At 72.2% G+C, this 23,989-nt stretch carries 21 protein-coding genes; 9 read left to right on the top strand and 12 right to left on the bottom strand.

Annotated elements, in window-relative coordinates:
* Positions 1-2 precede the first annotated feature (2 nt).
* Positions 3-1,631: a hypothetical protein gene (locus ABZ910_RS22195; protein ID WP_361367669.1), complete on the top strand. Its 1,629-nt coding sequence runs from the start codon at positions 3-5 to the stop codon at positions 1,629-1,631.
* A 27-nt stretch (positions 1,632-1,658) separates the two neighbouring features.
* Here the strand turns inward: ABZ910_RS22195 and ABZ910_RS22190 are convergent, their stop codons facing one another.
* Entirely contained in the window at positions 1,659-3,167 is a 1,509-nt protein-coding gene (locus tag ABZ910_RS22190; protein ID WP_361367667.1) for a PLP-dependent aminotransferase family protein, read from the bottom strand.
* Positions 3,168-3,269: 102 nt separating this feature from the next.
* On the opposite strand from ABZ910_RS22190, the gene ABZ910_RS22185 reads away from it, so the two are divergent.
* The 4 genes from ABZ910_RS22185 (at position 3,270) to ABZ910_RS22170 (ending at position 6,758) form a co-directional block, all read left to right on the top strand.
* Positions 3,270-3,947, top strand: a complete 678-nt coding sequence (locus ABZ910_RS22185) for a hypothetical protein (RefSeq protein WP_361367665.1) — start codon at positions 3,270-3,272, stop codon at positions 3,945-3,947.
* The gene (locus ABZ910_RS22180; protein ID WP_361367663.1) at positions 3,944-4,711 is read left to right on the top strand and encodes a glycerophosphodiester phosphodiesterase; all 768 of its coding nucleotides are present in this window, start codon (positions 3,944-3,946) and stop codon (positions 4,709-4,711) included. The genes ABZ910_RS22185 and ABZ910_RS22180 overlap by 4 nt, the downstream gene beginning before the upstream one ends.
* Before the next feature lie 74 nt (positions 4,712-4,785).
* On the top strand, positions 4,786-6,117 hold the full coding sequence (locus ABZ910_RS22175) for an MFS transporter (protein WP_361367780.1): 1,332 nt from the start codon (positions 4,786-4,788) through the stop codon (positions 6,115-6,117).
* Positions 6,118-6,383: 266 nt separating this feature from the next.
* Positions 6,384-6,758, top strand: coding sequence for an RNA polymerase-binding protein RbpA (locus ABZ910_RS22170; protein ID WP_030247095.1), 375 nt, complete (start codon positions 6,384-6,386; stop codon positions 6,756-6,758).
* Positions 6,759-6,893: 135 nt separating this feature from the next.
* Here the strand turns inward: ABZ910_RS22170 and fxsA are convergent, their stop codons facing one another.
* The 4 genes from fxsA to ABZ910_RS22150 all read right to left on the bottom strand — a co-directional run bounded on the left by fxsA (position 6,894) and on the right by ABZ910_RS22150 (position 10,969).
* Positions 6,894-7,448, bottom strand: a complete 555-nt coding sequence (gene fxsA / locus ABZ910_RS22165) for an FxsA family membrane protein (protein ID WP_361367660.1) — start codon at positions 7,446-7,448, stop codon at positions 6,894-6,896.
* A 78-nt stretch (positions 7,449-7,526) separates the two neighbouring features.
* Positions 7,527-8,339 (bottom strand): polyprenol monophosphomannose synthase, encoded by an 813-nt coding sequence (locus ABZ910_RS22160; RefSeq protein ID WP_361367657.1) that lies wholly within the window; start codon positions 8,337-8,339, stop codon positions 7,527-7,529.
* Between the two features lie 525 nt (positions 8,340-8,864).
* Positions 8,865-10,469, bottom strand: coding sequence for an amidohydrolase (locus ABZ910_RS22155; protein WP_361367654.1), 1,605 nt, complete (start codon positions 10,467-10,469; stop codon positions 8,865-8,867).
* Between the two features lie 59 nt (positions 10,470-10,528).
* Entirely contained in the window at positions 10,529-10,969 is a 441-nt protein-coding gene (locus ABZ910_RS22150; protein WP_004002750.1) for an Lrp/AsnC family transcriptional regulator, read from the bottom strand.
* 268 nt (positions 10,970-11,237) lie between these two features.
* Here ABZ910_RS22150 and ABZ910_RS22145 point away from each other — a divergent pair, with 268 nt between their 5' ends.
* Both ABZ910_RS22145 and ABZ910_RS22140 read left to right on the top strand, forming a co-directional pair.
* The gene (locus ABZ910_RS22145; protein ID WP_361367651.1) at positions 11,238-11,675 is read left to right on the top strand and encodes a hypothetical protein; all 438 of its coding nucleotides are present in this window, start codon (positions 11,238-11,240) and stop codon (positions 11,673-11,675) included.
* A gap of 125 nt (positions 11,676-11,800) precedes the next feature.
* On the top strand, positions 11,801-12,043 hold the full coding sequence (locus ABZ910_RS22140) for a hypothetical protein (RefSeq protein WP_361367648.1): 243 nt from the start codon (positions 11,801-11,803) through the stop codon (positions 12,041-12,043).
* On the opposite strand, the gene ABZ910_RS22135 is transcribed toward ABZ910_RS22140, so the two are convergent.
* From ABZ910_RS22135 to ABZ910_RS22115, 5 genes are all read right to left on the bottom strand, one after another.
* Entirely contained in the window at positions 12,006-13,178 is a 1,173-nt protein-coding gene (locus ABZ910_RS22135; protein ID WP_361367645.1) for an acyl-CoA dehydrogenase family protein, read from the bottom strand. The genes ABZ910_RS22140 and ABZ910_RS22135 overlap by 38 nt on opposite strands.
* Before the next feature lie 286 nt (positions 13,179-13,464).
* Complete coding sequence (locus ABZ910_RS22130; protein ID WP_361367642.1) at positions 13,465-14,124, bottom strand: TetR/AcrR family transcriptional regulator; 660 nt, start codon at positions 14,122-14,124, stop codon at positions 13,465-13,467.
* Positions 14,125-14,216: 92 nt separating this feature from the next.
* On the bottom strand, positions 14,217-15,581 hold the full coding sequence (locus ABZ910_RS22125) for a peptidase C39 family protein (protein WP_361367639.1): 1,365 nt from the start codon (positions 15,579-15,581) through the stop codon (positions 14,217-14,219).
* Between the two features lie 210 nt (positions 15,582-15,791).
* A complete protein-coding gene (locus tag ABZ910_RS22120) occupies positions 15,792-17,246 on the bottom strand; it encodes an amino acid permease (protein ID WP_361367636.1) in 1,455 nt (484 codons plus the stop codon).
* 124 nt (positions 17,247-17,370) lie between these two features.
* Positions 17,371-18,327, bottom strand: coding sequence for a hypothetical protein (locus tag ABZ910_RS22115; RefSeq protein WP_361367634.1), 957 nt, complete (start codon positions 18,325-18,327; stop codon positions 17,371-17,373).
* A 250-nt stretch (positions 18,328-18,577) separates the two neighbouring features.
* Between ABZ910_RS22115 and ABZ910_RS22110 the strand changes: the two genes are divergently transcribed.
* Together ABZ910_RS22110 and ABZ910_RS22105 are read left to right on the top strand one after the other, a co-directional pair.
* Positions 18,578-19,198 (top strand): hypothetical protein, encoded by a 621-nt coding sequence (locus ABZ910_RS22110; RefSeq protein ID WP_361367631.1) that lies wholly within the window; start codon positions 18,578-18,580, stop codon positions 19,196-19,198.
* A gap of 430 nt (positions 19,199-19,628) precedes the next feature.
* On the top strand, positions 19,629-21,488 hold the full coding sequence (locus ABZ910_RS22105; RefSeq protein ID WP_361367628.1) for an AAA family ATPase: 1,860 nt from the start codon (positions 19,629-19,631) through the stop codon (positions 21,486-21,488).
* Positions 21,489-21,516: 28 nt separating this feature from the next.
* On the opposite strand, the gene ABZ910_RS22100 is transcribed toward ABZ910_RS22105, so the two are convergent.
* Entirely contained in the window at positions 21,517-22,602 is a 1,086-nt protein-coding gene (locus ABZ910_RS22100; protein WP_361367626.1) for a hemolysin family protein, read from the bottom strand.
* Positions 22,599-23,930, bottom strand: coding sequence for a hemolysin family protein (locus ABZ910_RS22095; RefSeq protein ID WP_361367623.1), 1,332 nt, complete (start codon positions 23,928-23,930; stop codon positions 22,599-22,601). The genes ABZ910_RS22100 and ABZ910_RS22095 overlap by 4 nt, the downstream gene beginning before the upstream one ends.
* Positions 23,931-23,989: the final 59 nt, after the last annotated feature.

Genomic DNA, 23,989 nt, shown 5'->3' with positions numbered 1-23,989 from the left:
CAGTGGCCCGGCGCCCTCTCCCCCGCATTCTGAGCAACGGCAGCGCACAGATCGCCAGGAGCCGGGAGCTGGCCCGGACGGCGGCCGACAGCGCCACCGACGTCCTCCACCCGCTGATCACCGTCTCGCGCGGGCTGCGTCTGCTGGCCTCGGCCGGGCGCCGCAAGTGGGCGGACACACCCAAGGACAAGCGTGGGCCGCTGCTGTTCCTGGTGGCCTCCCTGGTCCTGGTCGTGGCGCTGGTGCCGTACGGACCGCTGCTCGCCGTCATCGCCCTGATGGCGGCGGCAGCCTGGCACGGCCGGGACCGGACGCCGGCGGAGCCCGCCGGCCCCGACGAGTCCCAGGCACAGCGGCTGCGATCGCTGTACGAGGCCCTGGTGCCGTACTTCTCGACCCCCGAGGACCCGGCGCCGCTCTACGCCCACGGCGGGGAGTGGGAGAAGGCCTTCGCCACCCACGACTTCGACGACGCGGGCCGCGTCGGCCACCTCGTGATCCGTTATCCCGCGTACTTCCCGGACGGCGAGGCCGAGGCCCGCGCGCGGATCGAGCACCTGCTCACCGCCAAGTCCGGCCGGGGCCGCGAATACCACTTCGCATGGAACGAGGAGGCCAACCACCTCACGGTGACCGCCCTCGCGCCCCTGCCCACCGACATCGCCGCCCAGCGCTTCGTCACCGCGCCCGGCGAGACGGTGCTCGGCTTCACCGACCCGAGCGAGGTCCAGCGCACGCTCCCCCTCGGATACGGCGAGGAGCAGCGCGACGCCCCGCCGGTCGTCTGGCGCACCGGCATCCGCTCCACCGAACCGCACCTGCTGGTCATGGGCCAGCCCGGCAGCGGCACCTCGACGCTGCTGCGCTCCATCGCCCTGCAGGCCCTGCGGTACGGGGACGTGCTGATCGTGGAGGGCGGCGGCACCGGTGAGTACGCGTGCCTGACCGGCCGGGACGGCGTCCTCGCGGTCGAGTGCGGGCTCACCGGGGCGCTGGCGAGCCTGGAGTGGGCCGCGCACGAGACGGAGCGGCGGCTCATCGCGGCCAACCGGGCCCGGCAGGCGGGACATCCGCCGCCCGACGACACCAGGCGACCGCTGTGGATCCTCCTGGACCGCCCGAGCACCTTCACCCACCTCGCCGCCGCGGACGGCCGCAAGGACCCCCAGTCGCTCCTCCAGATGCCCCTGCGGCACGGGCGGGCGGCCGGCATCACCGTGGCCGTCGCCGAACAGTTCGACTGCGCGGACGCATTGAGCGACCCGGTACGGCAGCACACGCGCGCGCGGGTCGTGCTCGGGCCCGCGACGCCCGAGCAGCTCACGGCGACGCTGGGCGCGCCCGCGCACACGACGCCCCTCTCCGAGGTCCCGCCGGGGCGCGGATACGCGCGACTGGGATCCGGTCCGGTGCACCGGCTCCAGGTCCCGTCCACGCCCGACCCGTACGACGACGCCACGAGCGACGCCGACCGGCAGGCGGTGATGGCGCTGCTCCCGGCACGTACGACACATATGAACTCGGTGCCGCCCGACGCCGCCCCGATGGACGCCGAGCCGGCGGACGTCGAGCCGGTCGAGTCGGACACGAAGCCGTTGCCCACACGGGCCGTCGTGGCCGAGAGCACGTGAGCGCGGCCCCGATCTGACGCCGGGCCCCTACGCCACGAACGTGCGGGGCGCCTCCGTTCCCGCCGTCGCCCCCGTCTCCACCAGCCGGGCCGCGGCGGCCAGTCGTACCGCCGCCTCCTCCGCCACCGCTCCCGTCACGGTGAACGGCAGTCGCACATAGCCCTCGAAGGCGCCGTCGACCCCGAATCGGGGACCGGACGGGACGCGGATCCCGACGCGCTCCCCCGCCTCGGCCAGCCGGGAGCCGGACAGGCCGCCCGTGCGCACCCACAGCGTGAGGCCGCCCCGGGGCACCTCGAACTCCCAGTCGGGCAGTTCGCGCCGTACCGCCGCCACTAGGGCGTCCCGGTTCTCGCGCGCCTGGATGCGCCGCAGGGCCACGGCCTGTTCCCAACCGCCCGTGCTGAAGAGCCAGTTCACGGCCAGCTGCTCCAGGACGGGCGTGCCCAGATCGGCGTACGCGCGCGCGGAGACCAGGCTGCGGATCACATCCGGAGCCGCCCGCACCCAGCCGATGCGCATCCCGGCCCAGAAGGCCTTGCTGGCCGAGCCGACCGTGATGACCGTCGAGCCCGCCGGGTCGAAGCTGCACACCGGACGCGGCATCTCCGCGCTCGTGGCGTCCTCGTCCAGCCACAGCTCGCTCATCGTCTCGTCGACGACGAGCACCGTCCCCGCCGAGCGGGCCGCGTCCACCAGCCGGCGCCGCTGATCCTCGTCGGCGAGCGCGCCGGTGGGGTTGTGGAAGTCGGCCACGACATACGCGAGCCGGGGGGCGGCCTCCCGCAGGACCTGGCGCCAGCGGTCCATGTCCCAGCCGAGGAGCCCCTTGCCCATCGCGACCGGGACCAGCCGGGCGCCCGCCTCCCGCATCAGCTGCAGGATGTTGGCGTACGACGGCGACTCGACGGCGATGCGCTCGCCGCGGCCCGCGAAGAGGTGGCAGATCGCGTCCATGGCGCCCATCGCGCCGGTCGTCACCATGATCTGCTCGGGCATGGTGGGGATCCCGCGCGCGGTGTAGCGCTCGGCGATCATCGCCCGCAGGGCCGGCAGGCCCGCCGGGTAGTCGCCGTGCGTGTGCGCGTACGGCGGCAGCTCCTCCAGGGCGCCCTGGACGGCCTGGGTCAGCCACGGCTCGGGCGCGGGCAGCGCGGCACAGCCGAGGTCGATGACCGAGCCCAGCGCCTCGGGCGGCAGCGGTTCCAGGCCGCGGGCGGGCAGCGGGTTCCCGGCCGGTACGGCGGTCCAGCTGCCCGCGCCGCGCCGGGACTCCAGGAAACCCTCGGTGCGCAGCGCCTCGTAGGCGGCCGCGACCGTGGTGCGGCTGACGGACAGGGCGAGGGCCAACTCCCGCTCGGCGGGCAGCCGGGCGGCCACGGGCACGCGCCCTTCGAGCACCAGCAGCCGGATGCCGTCGGCCAGCGCGCGGTAGGCGGGCGGGCGGCGCGTGCCGGGACCGGCCGGGCGGTCCTGCTGGGAGTTGAGCAGCCGGGCGAGCTGCGCGGCCCCGACTGCAGAGGTCCACTGCGCCATGAAGATCAGTCCACCTTCCCCGAATTGGCCATGGATCGCTTCTCTTTCCAAGCCACAGAGTGACATGCATCAGTCCAGTACCACCACACAGGGGGGCATCCTTTGTCCGCTGAGCCGTCCACCGACCCGTCCAAGGGGAGCCGTCTCGCACGGCGACTGATCCAGCTGTACGCGGGCCTCGCGCTGTACGGCGCGAGTTCCGCCCTCCTCGTGAAGGCGGGCCTCGGACTGGAGCCCTGGAACGTCCTGCACCAGGGGCTCGCCGAGCTCACCGGGCTGAGCATGGGGGTCGTACTCACCATCGTCGGTGCCCTCGTCCTGCTGCTGTGGATCCCGATGCGCCAGCGCCCCGGCCTCGGCACCGTCTCCAACGTCCTCGTGATCGGCTTCGCGATGGACGCGTGCCTGGCGGTGCTCCCCGACGTCCACTCCCTCGCCGTACGGATTCCCCTGCTCTGCTCGGGCGTCGTACTCAACGGCATGGCGACCGGCCTCTACATCGCGGCCTCGTTCGGTCCGGGCCCGCGCGACGGGCTGATGACCGGGCTGCACCGGCTCACGGGCCGCTCGATCCGGCTGATCCGCACCGCCGTGGAGGTGGCCGTGGTCACGACCGGCTTCACCCTCGGCGGCTCCGTAGGCATCGGCACCGTCCTGTACGCGCTGTCCATCGGCCCGCTCGCCCAGTTCTTCCTGCGTCTGTTCGCCGATCCCTCAACACCGGGGCGCAGCAAGGTCGTTGCCGGCCGGAAACCCGAGCGCGCGATACTGACCCGGTGACCTCCCCGATACGCCACCCCTATCTCGACCACCCCGGCCCGATCCCCTTCGCCCACCGGGGCGGCGCGGCGGACGGCCTGGAGAACACGGTGGCCCAGTTCCGGCGCGCGGTGGCCATGGGGTACCGCTACATCGAGACGGATGTGCACGCCACGGCCGACGGACGGCTGGTCGCGTTCCACGACGCGACCCTGGACCGGGTCACCGACGGGGCAGGCCGGATCGCCGACCTCCCCTGGGAGAGCGTCCGGCACGCGCGCGTGGCGGGCCGCGAGCCGGTGCCCCTGTTCGAGGAGCTCCTGGAGACGTTCCCCCGCGTCCGCTGGAACATCGACGTCAAGGCGGAGCCGGCCCTGCGCCCGCTGCTGGACCTGATCGAGCGCACGGACGCCTTCGACCGCGTCTGCGTCGGCTCCTTCTCCGAGGCGCGTGTGCTGCGCGCCCAGCGGCTGGCCGGGCCGCGCCTGGCCACGTCGTTCGGCACCCGCGGCGTGCTCGGCCTGCGGCTGCGCTCGTGGGGACTGCCCGCTGCCGTGCGCCGGTCGGCGGTCGCCGCGCAGGTGCCCGAGGCCCACGCGGGCGTCCCCGTGGTCGACGAGCGCTTCGTGCGCGCCGCCCACGCGCGCGGGCTGCAGGTGCATGTGTGGACCGTCAACGAACCGGAACGCATGCACCGGCTCCTGGATCTGGGGGTCGATGGCATCATGACCGATCACATCGACACGTTGCGCAAGGTCATGGAGGACCGGGGCGTCTGGGCCTGAGCACCCCGAGCGCCGACCCCGCCTTCGCACGGCCATCAGCGGGGGAAGCGGGGCTACGGGTGGAGACCGAGACCATGTGGGCGGGTGTGACCGACACCGCCCAGCGGCGGCGCGAACAGCGCGGCTGGTACTTCTACGACTGGGCGTGCTCCGTCTACTCGACGAGCGTGCTGACCGTGTTCCTCGGGCCCTATCTGACATCCGTCGCCGAGTCGGCGGCGGACGCGGACGGGTTCGTGCACCCGCTCGGCATCCCGGTCCGGGCGGGGTCCTTCTTCGCCTACTCGGTGTCCCTGTCGGTGATCCTGGCGGTCGTGGTGATGCCCCTGGTGGGCAGCGCGGCGGACCGCACCGGCCGTAAGAAGCCGCTGCTCGGGGCGGCCGCCTACACGGGGGCCGCCGCGACGACCGGCATGTTCTTCCTGGACGGCGACCGGTATCTGCTCGGCGGCGTCCTGCTGATCGTCGCGAACGCGGCCCAGTCCGTGGCGACGATGCTCTACAACTCCTATCTGCCGCAGATCGCGCCGCCCGAAGAGCGCGACGCGGTCTCCTCGCGGGGCTGGGCCTTCGGCTACGTCGCGGGCTCCCTGGTCCTGGTCGCCGACCTGGTCCTGTACTCCGGGCACGCCTCCTTCGGCCTCTCCGAGTCGGCGGCGGTCCGCATCTGCCTGGCCTCGGCGGGCCTGTGGTGGGGCGCCTTCACACTCGTGCCGCTGGGGCGCCTGCGCGACCGGCGCGCGACGGGCTCCCGGGCAACCGCCGGCCACGGGCTGCGGCAGCTGGTGGCGACCGTCCGCGACATGCGCCGCCACCCGCTGACGCTCGCCTTCCTGCTGGCCTACCTCGTCTACAACGACGGCATCCAGACGGTGGTCTCCCAGGCGTCGGTCTACGGCTCCGAGGAGCTGGACCTCGGCCAGTCGACGCTCATCGGGGCCGTGCTCCTGGTCCAGGTCCTGGCCGTGGGGGGCGCACTGGCCATGGGGCGGCTGGCCCGGACGTACGGCGCGAAGCGCACGATCCTCGGCTCGCTCGTCGCCTGGACGGTCACGCTGGGCGCCGGGTACTTCCTGCCGGCCAGGGCGCCGGTGATGTTCTTCGTGCTGGCGGGCGGGATCGGGCTGGTGCTCGGCGGGAGTCAGGCGCTGTCCCGGTCGCTGTTCTCGCATCTCGTGCCGCCCGGCAAGGAGGCCGAGTACTTCTCGGCGTACGAGTTGAGCGACCGGGGCATGAGCTGGCTGGGCCCGCTGCTGTTCGGCATGACGTACCAGCTGACCGGAAGTTACCGTTCCGCGATCATTTCGCTGGCCGCGTTCTTCGTCATCGGGTTCGTGCTGCTCGCGCGGGTACCCGTGCGGCGGGCGATCGGCGAGGCGGGCAACCAGGTTCCGGAACGGATGTAGCGCTGATTTAGCGCTCAACACGAAAGGGCGGTAGTGTACGCGTTTGGCCTGCCAGGCGTACCGTTACTGCGCGTCAAAGATGCCGAAACGCCGGGTGATATCTGTTTGCAGATGTGACAAACCGGGCGCCGGTGGGTACAAAAAGGGGCGGCTACGACGGCGACGCATGACCCGGAACGGGAATCTTTACCGCCGACCGGACGTTGACCGGATGACGACGACAGCGACACCTGTCCTGTGGGCGACAAGCCCGGGAGGCACGATTCATGAGTGAGCGAGCTCTTCGCGGTACGCGCCTCGTGGTGACCAGCTACGAGACCGACCGCGGCATCGACCTGGCCCCGCGCCAGGCCGTGGAGTACGCATGCGAGAAGGGGCACCGCTTCGAGATGCCCTTCTCGGTCGAGGCGGAGATCCCGCCGGAGTGGGAGTGCAAGGTCTGCGGTGCCCAAGCACTCCTGGTGGACGGCGACGTCCCTGAGGAGAAGAAGGGCAAGCCGGCGCGCACGCATTGGGACATGCTGATGGAGCGGCGCACCCGCGAGGAGCTCGAAGAGGTCCTCGAGGAGCGTCTCGCCGTTCTGCGTTCCGGCGCGATGAACATCGCGGTCCATCCTCGGGACAGCCGCAAGTCGGCGTAGTCCCTCCGGGGGCTCGGCCGGTTCACAGCGCAACGCAAGCAATCGCGGGCGCCGTACGTGAGTCTCACGTACGGCGCCCGCGGTTCTGTCTACGGCATCGGGCGAGCCGGGATGCCGCGCCTCGGACCGGAATGATCAGCGAGTCAGCGGAGGGCGCTGCTCCCCCGGGGCATCGGTCGGCTCGTCCCTGATGACCTCGCCCTGGACGACCTTGCCGTCGGGGCGGTGCATGCGGGCCTGCTGGAAGGCGTCGCCCAGGGTTCCGGGGGCGGCGCGGCGGAACGTGCGGTCGAAGGTGCGCTCCGCGCGGCGGCTCACGATCTTCTGCACCGGGGGGATCAGGAGCAGCAGGCCCACCACGTCCGAGAGCAGACCGGGGATCATCAGCAGCAGACCGCCCAGCATCGTCAGGCCGTTGCCGCCGCCGCGCTCCGCAGAGCCGCCGCTCTGCAGGGCCTCGCTCAGGCTGCGGAAGGCGCGGCGCCCCGCACGCTTGATGACCACGGATCCGGCCACGACTCCCGCGAGCAGGAGCAGGAACACCGCGAGTCCCCCCGCCGCGTCCGCGACCAGGGTAAGCAGCCAGATCTCCAGCACCGCCCATGCCGCGACACCCAGTGGCAGGTACGTACGCAGCCGGGAGCGCCGGGGCCGGTCGGAGTACGCGGAGGTCTGAGCGCCAGTCGTCATGCTCCCAGTGTGCCTGGGCCCGGCTCAGTGCGGGGTAAGGGGACGATCAACACGACCCGCGAGGTCACACGGCTCGCGCTACGCCCGCTTGCCCTTGCCGTTGCCCTTGCCCGCGCCCGTGATCCTGCCGAGCCGTTCGCCGATGCCCCACGAGGTCACCCGCCACAGCGCCTCGACAAGGATGTCGCGGCTCATCTTGGAGTCGCCGTACTCGCGCTCCACGAAGGTGATGGGCACCTCGACGACGTGGAAGCCGGCCTTGACCGCGCGGCGGGCCAGGTCGACCTGGAAGCAGTACCCCTGGGAGGCGACGTCGGCGAGGCCGAGGCCTTCGAGCGTCTCGCGGCGGAAGGCGCGGTAGCCGCCGGTGATGTCGCGCAGCGGCAGGTCGAGGGCGAGGCGCGAGTAGAGGCTGCCGCCGCGGGAGATGACCTCGCGGCTCCTGGGCCAGTTCACGACCCGGCCGCCGGGCACCCACCGGGAGCCGAGCACGAGGTCGGCGCCCTTGAGCGCGGTGAGCAGACGGGGCAGTTCCTCGGGCTGGTGGGAGCCGTCGGCGTCCATCTCGACCAGCACGCCGTAGCCCTGGTCCAGGCCCCAGCGGAAGCCCGCAAGATAGGCGGCGCCGAGCCCTTCCTTGCCCTTGCGGTGCAGCACCTGGACGTGGTCGTCCTGGGCGGCCAGCTCGTCGGCGAGCTTGCCCGTGCCGTCGGGGCTGTTGTCGTCCGCGACGAGGACATGCGCCTCGGGGACGGCCTTGCGCACCCGGCCGACGATGGCCTTGACGTTCTCCGCCTCGTTGTAGGTCGGGATGATCACCAAGGCCGTGCCGAGCGGGCCGAACTGCCTCCCCTGGGCCTGAGCCACGCGGGCCCCGTCGCCGTCGTTCACTGCTGCCCCTTCGTGTCGTACGCAGGGGACCACCATAGTGGCCGCGGCCTGCGATGACGCGACAGCTCGTTCACACGGTGGTGTCGACTGTGCGAGAGCCGGGTAAGAAGGGGAGATTTCGGGGTCGCCGTCGTACGGCGGATGGGGGCCCGGCGCCCTTCGGGCCGACCTGGGACCCGCTGGCTGCGGGTCGACCTGAAGCCGTTGTCTACTGAGCGTCCGGGCCCCACCCGGGTCGCACCTTCCCGACCGGCCGGAACGTTCCCTCGTCGGCGCGGGCGCTGAGCCTGGCTCCCAGTGACGGTGCCCCGGTGCGGCACACCGTCCCTGACCCAGCGGCGCTGCGACGTGTGCGCGGAAGCTCCCCGGTCGGGCGTCCGGTGGTGGACTCGGCCGAACCTACCGGCCCCCTGCCGCTGGCTGTCAACAGCCACTTGACCTGCGTAAACGCCATCAAGTGCCTGGTCAGCGGGGACGGGACACAGGTCGTACCGCGGATGATCAACGATGCGCCACCCCGGGAGATCACTCGCCCGGCCGTACGAACACCGGCCGCCCGCCGACCACCGTGCGCAGGCAGACCGGGAGGTGGTGTCCCGGGGTCAGATCGGGCAGGCCGGGGGTGCCGGAGCGGGGGTCGGTCGACCAGCGCGCGACCCGGTCGTCGGGGGCCTGGACGACGAGCGCGTCGGTGCGCCACACGGCATAGTCGGCGGGTGCGCCGGGCACCAGGACGCCCGCGTCGTCGCGGCCGATGGCCCGCCAGCCGCCGCGTGTGTGCGCGGTGAAGGCGGCGCGTACGGAGATCCGGTACTCGGGCGTGCGATGGAAGGCGGCGGCGCGGACCGTGCCCCACGGGTCGAGCGGGGTGACCGGGCTGTCGGAGCCGAACGCGAGCGGGACGCCGGCGCGCAGCAGGCCCGCGAGGGGGTTCAGCGTGCGGGCCCGCTCGGCACCGAGACGCTGGGCGTACATGCCGTCCTCGCCGCCCCACAGCGCGTCGAAGGCGGGCTGGACGGAGGCGGTCAGGCCGAGCTCGGCGAAGGCGGCGACGGCCTCGGGGGTGAGCATCTCGGCGTGCTCGACGCGGTGCCGGGCGGCGCGGACGCGGGCGAGGCCCACCTTCTCGGCGGCGGCGCGCACGCCCTCGACGACGGCGGTCACGGCGGCGTCGCCGATCGCGTGGAACCCCGCCTGGAGTCCCGCCTCGGTGCAGGCCGCGACGTGTGCGGCGACGTCGGCCGCGTCGAGGTAGGCGGTGCCGGTGTGGTCGGCGTCGGCGTACGGCCGGTGGAGGCAGGCGGTGTGCGAGCCGAGGGCGCCGTCGACGAACAGGTCGCCCGCGGCGCCCAGCGCGCCCAGCTCACGCGCCTTCTCGACGTCCCGCTCGGCCCAGTAGCCGATCACCCGGGGGCCGGGCACCTCCGCGGCAAGGCCCAGCAGGCCGGTGAAGTCGTCCTCGGAGGAGATCTGGGGGCCGCCGCACTCGTGGACGGACCCGATGCCGAGCGAGGCCGCGTGCGCGAGGGCGGCACGCTGGGCCTCGGCGCGCTGGGCCGGCGTGACGGCGGCGAACGCGGCGGAGCGGACCGCGTGGTGGTCGTCGCGGGTGAGCGGGGCGTCCTCGCGCGTGACCTCGCCCGGGACCAGGTCCAGCAGGGCCGTGGTCGCCACCGCCGAGTGGACGTCGATGCGGGAGAGATAGAGGGGGCGTCCGCCGGTGGCCGCGTCGAGTTCGGCGCGCGTCGGGGGGCGGCCTCCGGGCCAGCGGGCGGCGTCCCAGCCGTGGCCGAGCAGAACGCGGTCGTTCGGCCGGGCGGCGGCGAAGTCCCGTACGAGGGACAGCGCGGCCTCGAGGGAGGGGGCACCGGACAGGTCGAGCCCCATCAGGGCGAGGCCCGTCGACGTGGTGTGCACATGGGCGTCGGTGAAGGCCGGGGTGACCAGGGCACCGTCCAGGTCGACCACCTCGTCGACGCCGTCAGCGAAGGCGTCGGCGGCCCCCTCGGAGCCGACCCACGCGACCTGGCCACGCTCGACGACCATCGCGGTGGCGAAGGGGTCGGCGGGGCTGTGGACCTCTCCCCGGCGCAGGAGGACGGTCTTGGGATCGGCGGGACGCTCACTCATGCCCGACAGTCTCTCGCGCGAGCGCGCGCGAGCGGCACCCGGGGCAGACCGGAGGCGGTTCAGATCCTCGGCGGGCGCGCCTCGTACGGAGTCGACAGGACCACCGTCGTACGGGTGGAGACCCCGGCGAGCGACCGGAGCCGGGCCAGCAGTTCCTCGAGCTCGTGCGGGGTCGCCACCCGGACCTTGAGGATGTAGTTCTCGTCGCCCGCGACGCTGTGGCAGGCCTCGATCTCGGGGACGCCGGCGAGGCGGTCCGCGATGTCGTCCGGGGCGCTGGGGTCGAACGGTTTCACCGAGATGAACGCGGTCATGGGCAGCCCCACGGCCTCGGGGTCGACGACGGCGGCGTACCCGCGGATGACACCGCGCTGCTCCAGCCGCCGCACCCGCTGGTGCACGGCCGACGTGGACAGGCCCGTGGCCTTGCCCAGATCCGTGTAGCTCATCCGCCCGTCCTTGACGAGCAACTGCACGATTTGACGGTCCAGCTCCTCCATGGCGCCAAAACCTACAGTGCGCTTGATCTCCTCGGATACCCGAGCAACCCAGGTCATACCCGGTTCGCGCGGTATCGGAGAGCCTGATACGTGTGATCCGGGGGACAAATCCACCGCACCGGGCACCCGCGGGCGGCGTGTGACGAAGACCACACTCCTCCGACCCGCTCCGTGATGTTCTCGTGATTACCGCCGAAGCGGGACGGGAAGTGCTTGGTGTGGTCGAGGCCGCAGTGCCTTCACGGCCCAGCCCGAGGGGGAGAATCCCATGCAGAGTGTCAAGCGCCCTGGTCGCACCGCGCCCAAGCGGCAGCAGCAGGTCGTCGAGCTCGACTCGGAGGGCGTCGAATTCGACGCCCTCGATGCCGAGAGCCTCGACGCCTACGAAACCTTCGAGATGTACCGGGTGATCTGCCCGGACTGCGCCCAGCCCATCGCCCTGCTGGCCGACGAGGAGCACCTTCCGGAGCACGCGCTGTGCGCCTCGCCGTGGAACCCCTTCGGTCTCACGGTGTGCGCCGGTACGGGCCGTTCGGCGGCCGGGGCCCGGTCCGCGGACGAGTCCGTCGAGCCGCAGGAGCAGGACACCGCGCTCCTGCTGACGCTCCCTCAGGGCCTCGACTGGCGTACGCAGCCCTTCTCCCACGTCGGCGGCCCGGGCTCGCGCCCGATGCGCGTACCGACGATGCGCGGCCAGGCCGCCTGAACACTCTGCCGAACGTCCCGTCGCCGGCCCGTCGCTCACCCGCGGGCCGGCGACGGGACGCGCGCGAACGCACGCCCGATTCCGTTGATCGGTGACCTGTCCGGCAGCCCCCGCGTTGCCCAGGCATGACCCCCACGTACACGGCCACCGGGCGTCAGCGCCGGCTCATCGTGCCGTCGCCCGCGGAATGGGTTGCGCCGCCGCAGCCCCAGGACCCGCCGATCTACAGCGACCTGGTGCGCACGTGGGCCGACCGGGGCCGCACCCTGCCGGGCCGCCACGACCCGGAGTGGGTCAGGCTGGCGGCCCTTCCGGTCAGCCTGGGCCGCTTCAGCGTCCCTCAGGGCCCGCCAGGTGACGGGCGATGACCATCCGCTGGATCTGGTTCGTGCCCTCGACGATCTGCAGGACCTTGGCCTCGCGCATGTAGCGCTCGACGGGGAAGTCGGCGGTGTAGCCGTATCCGCCGAGGACCTGGACGGCGTCGGTGGTCACCCGCATCGCCGTGTCGGTGCAGTGCAGCTTGGCCATGGCCGCCTGCTTGGCGAACGGCAGGCCCGCGTCGCGCAGCCGCGCCGCCGCCAGATACAGCGCGCGGCCCGCCTCGATCTGGGTCGCCATGTCGGCGAGCATGAAGCGCAGCCCCTGGAAGTCGGCGATCGGCCGCCCGAACTGCCGCCGCCCGGCGGCATAGGCGACCGCCTCGTCCAGCGCGGCCTGGGCCAGGCCGATCGCACAGGCGGCGATGCCGAGCCGCCCCGAATCCAGCGCGGACAGGGCTATGGCGAAGCCCTGCCCCTCCTCGCCCAGGCGCCGCTCGTCGGACACGCGCACGCCGTCGAAGTGGACCTGCGCGGTGGGCGAGCCTTTCATGCCCATCTTCTTCTCGGGCGCCGCGGCGCTCAGCCCCTCGGCGTCCCCGGGCACCAGGAACGCGGTGATCCCGCGCGCGCCGTCCTCGCCGGTGCGCGCCATGACGGTGTAGAAGTCGGCGATGCCGCCGTGCGTGATCCAGGCCTTCGTACCGGTGATGACCCAGTCGTCGCCGTCCCGGACCGCCTTGGTACGCAGCGAGGCCGCGTCCGAGCCGGAGGACGGTTCGGACAGGCAGTACGCGCCGAGCAGTCCGCCGCCGAGCATGGCCGGCAGGTGCTCGACCTGCTGCTGCTTGGCGCCGAAGGCGGCCAGGCCGTAGGAGGCCAGGGTGTGCACACTGACGCCGAGGCCGACGGTGAGGCGGGCCATGGCCAGCTCTTCGAGGACCTGGAGGTAGACCTCGTACGGCTGGTCGCCGCCGCCGTACTCGGAGTCGTACGGAAGGCCGAGCAGTCCTGACTCCGACAGAAGGGTGAAGACCTCGCGCGGGAAGCGTCCGGCGTCCTCCTCCTCGGCCGCGGTCGGGGCGATCTCGCGCTGCGCGATGTCGCGGACGAGCGAGATCAGGTCCCTGGCCTCGTCGGTGGGCAGCTGACGCTCCACCGGCTGCGGGGCACGGTCGGACATGGCGACGGTCTCCTCCCTGGGTCGGGCACATCGGCGGACGTACGCCTTGGGTGGGGCGGCGCCGCCTGGTCCTTCTGGAGCCGGCCGAGGCGCGCGCTTCCGGGTCACGGAAGCTGCTGACCAGCGGCTGTGCGCTGTGAGTATGCCCGATCAGCGACCTCCCGTCACCAGTTAACGACCGCTTACTTCAGGAATTCCACAGGAGGGTTCCAGACGTGTGAACGGGGAGGGTTCCGCGGCCCGGAAACGGCGGGGTCAGGGGCCGCGAAACCGGCCCGGAGCCGGCTCAGCCGTCCCGGCGCGCGGCCTGCGGTGCCCGGTACGCGGGGTCCAGTTCCTCGATGGCGCGCAGGGCCCCGCCCAGCGTCTTCACGAGCAGCTCGCGCATGGTGTCGCGGGTGAGCTCGGGGCGGTCGAGCCAGTCGAGAGTGGCCCCCTCGACGCCGCACACCCAGGCGAGCAGGCCCATGCGGGCCACGGGGGCGATGTCGCTGCGGCCGTACGCCCCTTCCGCGAGGGTGGCGACGATCGCCTCGCGCACACCGTCCCGGATGGCGTGCACCTCGGCGTCGAAGCCGACCCCGCCGCTGACGATGGCCCGGTAGGCGGCCTGGTGGTGCTCGGCGTAGCGCAGATAGCCGTCGACGGTGCGGTGGAGGTGGTCCACGGCCGCCAGCTCCCGGCCGCCGGCGGCGACGGTGACCAGGCCGGCGACGGCGTCCTCGATGATCGCCAGGTAGTAGCCGCGCTTGGACCGGAAGTAGTAGTAGATCAGCCCCTTGGCGACATGCGCCTGCCGGGCGATGTCGTCCATGGACAGCGCGTCGTACGACGTGTCGGCGAACAACTTCCGTCCGATGGCGATGAGTTCGGCACGACGGGCCGCGGAGCGCTCGGTGCCCCGCGCCTTCTGGGGGACGACGGCGGGCTGGTGACTGCTCTTCACTTTGGACCCTGGTCTCGGCGGGCGACTGGCTGCCTGCCCGCAGTATGGCAGAACGGCCCCCGGTCGACCGGGGGCCGTCGGCGTCCGCGGGGTCAGCGCACGCCCACCGCCTCAAGTGCCTTGCGCTGGCGGGGCGTCGGGTGCGCCGGGAAATAGAGGTAGCACACCCCGCCGGTGCCCGAGACGACCTTGCCGGTGGCGTTGTACCGCTTGGTCCTGAGCCAGATGTTCTCCCACTCCCGCCTGCGGTAGACGCGCCGCACCGCCTCGTCGCTCGGCGACGCCGGGTCGTTGGCGATCACGTCGCCCTCGGCGGTGAAGCCGATCACCGTCATCAGGTGGCCGGAGGTGCCGTAACCGGCCCCCGTCAGCTCGGTCTTGAGGAAGGACTGGGACGTTATGGCCGGGATGCCCGCGGCGATCAGCGTCTCGAGGTCGGTGAGCGAACCCAGCCGGGTGACCAGGCCCTGCAGGCCGGGGTACGTGGCCGCGTAGGCGGCGTTGAACGGCCAGTTGCCGCAACCGGTGTACTGGTAGTCGTACGTGGACCGGGCCGCGAGGTCCACCTGCGGGTCGGCATAGCTCGGGTCGACCCAGGACAGCTGCTCCGGGGTGGGCCGGCCGCCCCAGTACTCGATGATCATCTGCGAGGAGGTGGGGCTGCACCAGGCCTCGCCGCCGTTGTCGTACTGCGGGTACTGCCCCTTGTGGATCTCCTGCGAGTAGCGCGGGACGATCAGCTCCCGGGCCACGCCGGGCGTGGAGGCCGGGACGGTGAAGCGGTCGGGGACGTCGGAGCCCATGGCGCCGAGCCGCCAGACGGTGGGGGTGAGCTGCGTGCCGGGCTTGCGGTGGAGCGTGAGCCGCAGGCGGTACGACATGAGGCGCAGGCCGGTGGAGGCGTCGTCGATGGCGAACGTGTCCGTCCAGATGGTGCTCTTGCCGTCGGTCTGGTCGTCCACCGAGGTCCGCTTGATGTCCTCGTCGCCGGCCGCCCAGCGGCCCATCACGTACCAGGGGGTGTCCGCGCCGTCGGAGTACGTCCCCTGGAGCTCGACCTGGAGCCAGGTGCCGGCCGGGGTGTCCGCGTTCCAGGAGGCGATCACCTCGGTGGCGGGGACGGACAGCCGGTGGACCGGTGAGGTCCACGTGGCGTACTCCCAGGTGGCGGTGGTGCCGGTGTGCGGGTCCGTGTAGTCGGTGGTGCCGGCCGGGGCGGAGATCACCACGCCGGGGCGCAGGCCCGCGACGGGCTGGACGCCCTCGGCGGCGCCGCTGCGCCAGTCGGTGTACGTCGTCCAGGCACGGTTGTCGACCAGGCGGGTGGGCGCGGCGGCGTCGGAATCGGTGGTGGCCGCGGCCGTCGCGGCGGCCGCCGGGACCGTGCCGTAGGCCATGGCGGTGGCGATGGCCGCGGCCAGAACGGTTCTGCGGGAGGGCTGTTGAGCTCTGCTCATGGGCGTGAGACCCCCAGGTATCCGAGTCAGGGCGGAACCGATGCGGTTGTGCGCCAACTATGGAGCAGGCGGCATGCCCCTGCCAGCACTTCGGCTCACGGCACGCCCACGAATATTGGTCTCGTCCACTGGCATCGCGGGGCCGCCTCACCGGCAGGGGTGCCGTCCGGGTGCACGGGGTCCGCGTGCACCCGGACCGTGACGCGAGCGTCAGATGAGGTCCATCGCGGCGACCTCGTCCGGGCGGCCGTAGCTGATCGGGCCCTGGAAGCGGCGGCGGGCGGTGGCGAACCACCAGATCGTGGCCACGAGCAGGACGGCGGCCAGGGCGATCGGCGCGTAGTTGAAGGAGTCGACGGTGATCGGCGAGGCCTGCGGCAGCATGAACAGCACGCTGCTGAGCAGGATCCAGGTCACCGCCAGCCAGCCGATCGGACGGCCCCAGCGGCCCAGGTGCCAGGGTCCGGGCTGGAACTCCTCGCCCAGCCGGAGCCGCAGGAAGACCGGCACCGCGTAGGCGAGGAACAGCCCGACGACGTTGACACTGACGATGGCGGTGAACGCAGTGTGCGACCACCAGCCGGGCAGCACGAGGGCCAGGGAGCAGGCCACCGCGAGCCACACCGCCTTGACCGGGGTACGGGTGCGCAGCGAGACCGAGTGCCACCAGCGGGAGCCCGGCATCGCACCGTCCCGGGAGAAGGCGAAGATCTGCCGGGTGTTGCTGGTGAGGTTGGCCAGACCGCAGAAGAGCATGGCGCCGATCACGATCAGCAGCATGACCTTCGCCCAGCCCATGCCCAGACCGTCGATGAGAATCTGGACCGGCGGGGCGGACGCGCTCGCCACGTGCTGGTAGTCGCTGATGCTGTAGACCAGCGCGAGCATCAGGATCAGGCCGGTGATCGCCGAATAACCGATGGAACGGGTGATCCCCTTCGGCGCGTTGACGGTCGCCTGGACCGTTTCCTCCGACATGTGGAAGCTGCCGTCGAACCCGGTGAAGGTCCAGCTGGTCACCAGCAGACCGAGCATCCCGCCGTAAAGCCCGTTCGTGAAACCGGTGTTGTTCACGAAATGCGTGACGAAGGACGCCGACTGGTGATGGTCGGGCATGACGACCAGTGCCGCCACGATCACCACGAGTCCGATCAGCAGCCACCACACGGATATCCGGTTGACGATGGCGACGAGCCGGACGTTGTAGGTGTTGGCGAGCCCCTGCAGCACGATGATCAGGGCCGTGATCAGCACCGTCTGGTGGGCGGTCGGCTGGTACGAGGGCCACTGCAGGGCGATGAAGGCCTGGACGAAGGTGGCGGCCGCGTACCCCGTGGCGGCCGTGCCGCCGATCTGGCCGACGAAGTTCAGCCAGCCCGTGTACCAGGACCAGGCACCCTTGTTGCGCTTGGCGAGTTTACCGGCGGAGAAGTACAGGGCCCCGCTCGTCGGATAGGCCGACGCGACTTCCGCCATGGCGGCGCCGATGAGCAGCACCATGACGGAAACACCGATCCAGCCGAACACGAGAATGCGCGGACCGCCCGCGTTCATGCCGAATCCGAAGCTGGAGAAAATGCCCGAGAGGATGTTGATGATGGTGAACGAGATGGCGAAATTGTCGAACGCCTGGAATCGCCGCGTGAGTTTCCGCGGATATCCCATCGCATGCAGGGTCGCGTCGTCGTCGAGTACGACCGCGTCTTCTTCCCCACGGGCGGTGGCCCGCGAAGTCGATGTCCGTTCTGACACAGATCGGCCTTTCACTCAGAAGGGGACGAGCAGGACGTCAGGCGTCTCCCGGCACGGGCAGGCCGCAGGCGCGCCGGGCCCGGGAGAGCTGCTCGGCGGGGTCGCCGAAGACACTCCAGGGCATGCGCGAGGCGTACCGGCCCATCGCCGTGAAGACCGCCCGGGCCTCGAACACGCGCTGGGCCATGACCAGCGCGTGCGCGAGGTAGGCCAGGTCGAGCACCGGGGTGAAGCGGTAACCGGCCACCGTGGGCAGCCAGTTGTGGTAGATCGCGAGCGCGGTGCAGCGCCACTGGGGCTCCTCCCAGACCCGGCTGGCCAGCAGGTGGGTGGGCTGATAGCTCTCCACCAGGGCGACCAGCGGGAGCAGCCGCAGGGGCGAGTCGGCGGGCGCCCGCTGACTGAGGAAGGCAGCCACGTCCCAGGCGGCGTTGACCGAGCCGCCGTACCGCGTGAAGAAGAAGGACAGGAAGCGGTGGTGGGCCTCCCGGTTCCAGGGGTCGAGGGTCAGGACGTGCGCGAACAGCCGCCAGGGGCCCGGCGGCGCGGTGAGCAGTCCGCTCGGCGCGGGGTCGCGCAGCCGGTGCAGCCGGGTCATGGCCAGCTTGGCGACCCAGGGGGTGGGGTCGTCGGGGGCCAGGGCCGCGGCGCGCTCGCAGGCGGACAGCGCGATGCGCTCCAGGGCCTCGGCCCGCTCGTCGCGCGCGTCGGCGGCACGCACCGCGCGCAGCACGGCCACCCGGGCCCACATCAGCGTGGACTCGGGGGTCGCTTCCTCGGCCAGCCAGCGCTCGACGAGATCGGTGCCGGCGGCCTCGGAGGCCAGGACCAGGGAGCGGTGGGCGCGCAGGCCGAAGTCGGAGCGCGCGTCGGACAGGACCTCACCGGCGGTCAGATAGCGCCCGGCGCGTACGTCGACGCACGCTTTCGCGAGGAGGCGGTCGTCGGCGGCGGGGTGCCACACGTACTGCCCCTCGAATAACTCCGCGGCCATCTTCACCTGTCCGTCCCCGCACACGCGTCGCAGTTACGCAGGAGGCACCTTACTCAGCACGGGGCGCACCGGAAACGTCGATTTCGACATATCGGTCAGCCGATTCAGAACATTATGGATTCGATTCCCTTGCGGCCCGGGGCACTTGAACGTGAGACGTTCCTTTCGGCCCGCCATCCGGGCCACTATGGGGCGCTACTAGACTCTTTGCGGAAAACAGCCCACACCGCACCACAGCTCAGGAATCGCCTTGCACGCCCTCGCCTCCCTCCTGCGCGGACTCCCGCCGTCCTGCGGGCCGGTCCGCCTGATCGGCGTGGACGGGCACGCGGGCTCCGGCAAGTCCACGTTCGCCGGCCGCCTGTCCGCCGCGCTGGGCGGGGCGCCCGTACTGCACCTCGACGACGTGGCGAGCCACGACCGGCTCTTCGACTGGACCGGACGCCTGCTGACCCAGGTGATCGGGCCCCTCACCCGCGGCGAGACGGCCGCGTACCCGCCGTACGACTGGCACGCCCGGCGCTTCGGGCCGCCCCGCGCGCTGCCGCCCGCGCCCGTGGTCCTCGTCGAGGGGGTCGGCGCCGGCCGCCGTGCGCTGCGCCCGCATCTGGCGCGGCTGCTGTGGATGGAGTTGCCGCACGAGGAGGCGTGGACGCGGGGGCGCCTGCGGGACGGGGACGAGCAGCGGGAGTTCTGGGCCCGGTGGGTCGAGGCGGAGCGGCGGCACTTCGCCGAGGACCCCTCGCGGCCGTACGCCGACCTGCTGGTACGGCAGTCGCCGGAGGGATACGAGGTGCTGGCGGGTCCGCCCGCGCCCCCCGCACCGGACCGGAACGTCACGCACGGTGAGGGACCGTCCGCTGTGTGCTGAACCTGTGAAAAGCCTTGCGCGCGAACTTCTCCGAGTGCCTCAACTCTGCTTGACCCGGGGGCCGTACAGGACTTACGTTCTCAATGTGCGGCCATTCGGCGCCGCCCGCAGACGCGAAGCCCCCGGTTGTTCCCCCGTGATCGGGGGCTTCGTTCTGCCCTGAGCCCGTTTTTCGGACGCCTTGTGCGGCGATTCGCTCACGCTCGGTCACGAACCGTGTGCGCCCCATCTGCTCCCACCTCGTCAAACGGCCCGTGCGGCACCCTTCGGCGGGCGGAGGCGGCGCAGGTACGATGCCTTCGGTGCGACCTTCGAGCGGCAGCTTCGCGCACCTGCAACTCCGTACCGCGGCACAGCGATTGGAACCAAGTCGGCCGCCGGGCGACCGCCCGGTGGTGAACCGACGGGGGCACGGTTTGTGGGGGACGTGATGGACTTCGGCACGCGGGGCCCGGAGGCCCCGGCCGACCTCGCCTGGCTGCGAGGCGTGGACGCCTACACCATGGGCGCCTATCCGCAGGCGGAGGAGGAGTTCCGCGCCGCGGCGCGGATGGATCCCGGGATGGCGGACGCGTGGCTCGGGCTGCACGCGCTGCGCGTGGACACGACGACCGCGCTGCTGAGGATGTTCCGGCACCGCGAGCGCTTCGGGGAGCAGCGCGCCCGCCACCGCCGCACCCTCAACTCCTGGTACTGGCTGGGCTGGTGGGTGCAGCCGGTCCTGGAGAGCCCGCGCGACCTGCTGCTCGCGCACGCCTCGCACTGGCTGGACGGCCGGCACGTCCCGGAGCTGGACCGGGCGCTCGCGGGTCTGCCGCCGGTGGACGCCGAGCCGCAGGTCCGCTTCCTGCACGCGTGCCGGGCCTATCTGGTCAAGGACTGGGAGCAGCTCGTCCGGCACACCGAACCGCTGCTGGACGACTCGATGCTGGGTATCGAGGCCGGCCTGTTCGGCGGCATGGCCCGGGTGCGGCTGGAGATGTACGGCCAGGCCGAGCCGCTGCTGTCGGCGGCCCTGATGCGCTGCCGCAGCGAGCAGCCGCAGCGCAAGGAGCTGCGGTACTGGCTGGCGAGAGCGCACGACGGCACGGGGCGCAGCGCCGCCGCGCTCCCCCTGTACCGGGCCGTGCATCGGGTCGATCCCGCGTTCATGGACACCTCGGCCAGGCTGGCCGCCATCGCCGAGGCCGACGGGTACGACGACGCGGCCGGTCTGGCCGCGGTCACGCTCTCCGGCTCCGGTCAGGACGCCGTGGAGGGAGCGGACGCCCTGGACCCGTTGTTCGGCGCCGAGGGCCGCGACCTGCGGCTGACCGAGTCCGACCTGCCGCCGTCCGGTCCGCTGCCGCCGGTGGGCGACCCGGCGGTGCGCGAGAAGATCGTCGTACCGTCGCCGCTGCCGGCCGGTCCGACGGACCCCGCGCTGCTGGAGGAGGCGCTCGCCGAGCTGGAGCGCATGGTGGGCCTCGAGCCGGTGAAGCGCCAGGTCAAGGCGCTGTCCGCCCAGTTGAACATGGCGCGGCTGCGGGCCGGGCAGGGCCTGCCCGTACAGCCGCCGAAGCGGCACTTCGTCTTCTCCGGTCCGTCGGGCACCGGCAAGACCACCGTCGCCCGCATCCTCGGCCGCGTCTTCTACGCCCTCGGACTGCTCGGCGGCGACCACCTCGTGGAGGCCCAGCGGGCGGACCTGGTCGGCGAGTACCTGGGCCAGACCGCCGTGAAGGCCAATGAGCTGATCGACTCGGCGATCGGCGGCGTGCTGTTCGTGGACGAGGCGTACGCGCTGTCCAACTCGGGCTACGGCAAGAGCGACGCCTACGGCGACGAGGCGCTGCAGGTGCTGCTGAAGCGGGCCGAGGACAACCGCGACCACCTCGTGGTCATCCTGGCCGGCTACCCGGAGGGCATGGACCGCCTGCTCGCGGCCAACCCGGGGCTGTCCTCCCGGTTCACGACCCGGGTCGACTTCCCGTCGTACCGTCCCCTCGAACTCACCGCGATCGGCGACGTGCTGGCCGCCGAGAACGGCGACGTGTGGGACGAGGAGGCCCGGGAGGAGCTGCTGTCCGTCGCCGGGCACGTCGTCGACCAGGGGTGGATCGACGAGCTGGGCAACGGGCGGTTCCTGCGGACGCTGTACGAGAAGAGCTGCGCCTACCGGGATCTGCGGCTGTCGGGCATCCCTGGCGCGCTGTCCCGGGACGACCTGGCGACGCTCAGGCTCCCGGACCTGATGCAGGCGTACGGGGAGGTGCTGTCCGGGCGGGGGCCGCAGGATCCGTCGATGTGACGGACCCCGCGGCCTGCCCGGCGCCGGGTCAGCTCGCCAGGGCCTGCTCGGGCTGCCCGCCGGGCTGCGGCTTGGCCACCTTCACATCCGGCGCCTGCCGGTGTGCCGGGTCCCGCACCTCGCCCACCAGGAGCTCCAGTACGTCCTCCAGGGCGACCAGGCCGAGGACCCGGCCGGAGGCGTCGGCCACCTGAGCCAGGTGCGTCGCAGCACGGCGCATCACCGTCAGGGCGTCGTCCAGCGGCAGCTCGGCCCGCAGCGTCGTCATCGGGCGCCAGAGCTGCTGGGGCACCGCCCGCTGCGAGTCCTCCAGGTCCAGTACGTCCTTCACGTGCACGTAGCCCATGAAGGCGCCGTTTCCGGCGGCGACCGGGAACCGGGAGTAGCCGGTGCGGGCGGTCAGCTCGACGATCTGGCCGGGCGTGACCGACGGAGGAACCGTCACCAGGGACTCACGCCTCAGGAGCACGTCGGTGACCGGGCGCGAGCCCAGCTCCAGCGCGTCCTCCAGGCGCTCCTGCTCCTCGGGGTCGAGGAGGCCCGCCTGACCGGAGTCCTCCACCAGCCGGTTGAGCTGCTCGCTGGTGAAGACGGCCTCGACCTCGTCCTTGGGCTCGACGCGGAACAGCCGCAGGATGCCCTGGGCACAGGCGCCGAGAGCCACGGTGATCGGCCGGCAGACGCGGGCGAAGGCGACCAGGCCGGGGCTGAGCCACAGCGCGGCCTTCTCCGGCGCCGCCATCGCCAGGTTCTTCGGGACCATCTCGCCGATCACGAGGTGGCAGAAGACCACCGCGGCGAGGGCGATGACATAGCCGAGCGGGTGGATCGTCCCGTCCGGCAGGCGGATCCACGCGAACACCGGCTCCAGCAGGTGCGCGACCGTCGGCTCGGCGACCGCGCCCAGGGTCAGCGAGCAGACGGTGATGCCGAACTGGGCGGCGGCCATCATCTGCGGCAGCCGCTCCAGGCCGTACAGCACCTGGCGGGCCTGGGTGGTGCCGAGCGGTTCGATCTGGCTGCGGCGCACGGACACGAGCGCGAACTCGGCGCCCACGAAGAAACCGTTGGCGAGCACGAGCAGCGCGGCGAGGAGGAGTTGGAGTGCGTTCATCGGACCGCCTCCGCGACCGGGGCCACGGGGGCGGTGCGGACGAGACGGACGCGCTCGGCGCGGTAGTGCCCGACCCGGCGCACGGAGAGCCGCCAGCCGGGCAGTTCGGCCTTGTCACCCGGGGCCGGGATGCGCCCCAGCAGGTCGGCGACCAGACCCGCGACGGTCTCGTACGGCCCCTCGGGCACGTCGAGGCCTATGCGCCGCAGGACGTCGATGCGGGTACCGCCGTCGACGTCCCACGCGGGCTTGCCGTCCTCGGGCGGGGCGGCGGCGAGTTCGGGGACGTCCTGACCGTCGTGCTCGTCGCGGACCTCGCCGACGAGTTCCTCCACGATGTCCTCCAGGGTCACCACGCCGGCCGTGCCGCCGTACTCGTCGACGACGACCGCGATGGGCTGCTCGCTGCGCAGCCGCGTGAGCAGGGGCTGGACGGGCAGCGTCTCCGGGACCAGCAGCGCCGGGCGGGCGATGCGGCCGACCGGAGTGCGCAGCCGCTCGGCGGCCGGAACGGCGAGCGCGTCCTTGAGGTGGGCCATGCCGACGATCTCGTCGATCTTCTCCCGGTAGACGGGGAAGCGGGAGAGGCCGGTGGCCCGGGTGAGGTTGACGACGTCCTCGGCCGTGGCCGACGACTGCAGCGCGCTGACCTTCACGCGCGGGGTCATGACGTGCTGCGCGGTCAGCTCGCCCAGCGACAGCGTCCGTACGAACAGATCGGCCGTGTCCTGTTCCAGGGCGCCGGCCAGGGCGGAGTGACGGGCCAGGGAGACCAGCTCGCCGGGGGTGCGGGCGGAGGCCAGTTCCTCTGCCGGTTCGACGCCCAGGGCGCGCACCAGCCGGTTGGCGACCACGTTCAGCGCGGCGATCACCGGCCGGAACAGGAGGGCGAAGCGGTGCTGCGGGCCGGCGACGAACCGCGCGACCTGCAGCGGCTTGGACACCGCCCAGTTCTTCGGCACGAGTTCGCCGACCACCATCTGGATCGCCGAGGCGAGCAGCATGCCGACGACCACGGCCACGCCGGAGACGGCGCCGCGGGGTATCCCGATCGCGGTGAACGGGCCCCTCAGCAGCTGCGCGAGCGCCGGCTCGGCGAGCATGCCCACGACGAGGGAGGTGATGGTGATGCCGAGCTGGGTGCCGGAGAGCTGGAAGGACAGCTCCTTGAGCGACTCCACGACCGTACGGGCGCGCTTGTCGCCCTCGGCGGCGGCGTTCTCGGCGTCCGCGCGCTCGACGGTCACCAGGCCGAACTCGGCCGCCACGAAGAATCCGTTGGCGAGAATCAGCAGGAACGCCGCCAGGAGCAGCAGGGGGATGGTCATGATGCCGCCGCCTCCACAGGACGAGAGGGGGCGGCGCAGGTACTACAGGACGGTCCGTC

It is taken from the genome of Streptomyces sp. NPDC046805 (assembly GCF_040645355.1).
Lineage (GTDB): Bacteria > Actinomycetota > Actinomycetes > Streptomycetales > Streptomycetaceae > Streptomyces.
The sequence above is the reverse complement of the archived record's forward strand: the minus strand, read 5'-3'. Positions and strand labels throughout refer to the sequence as shown.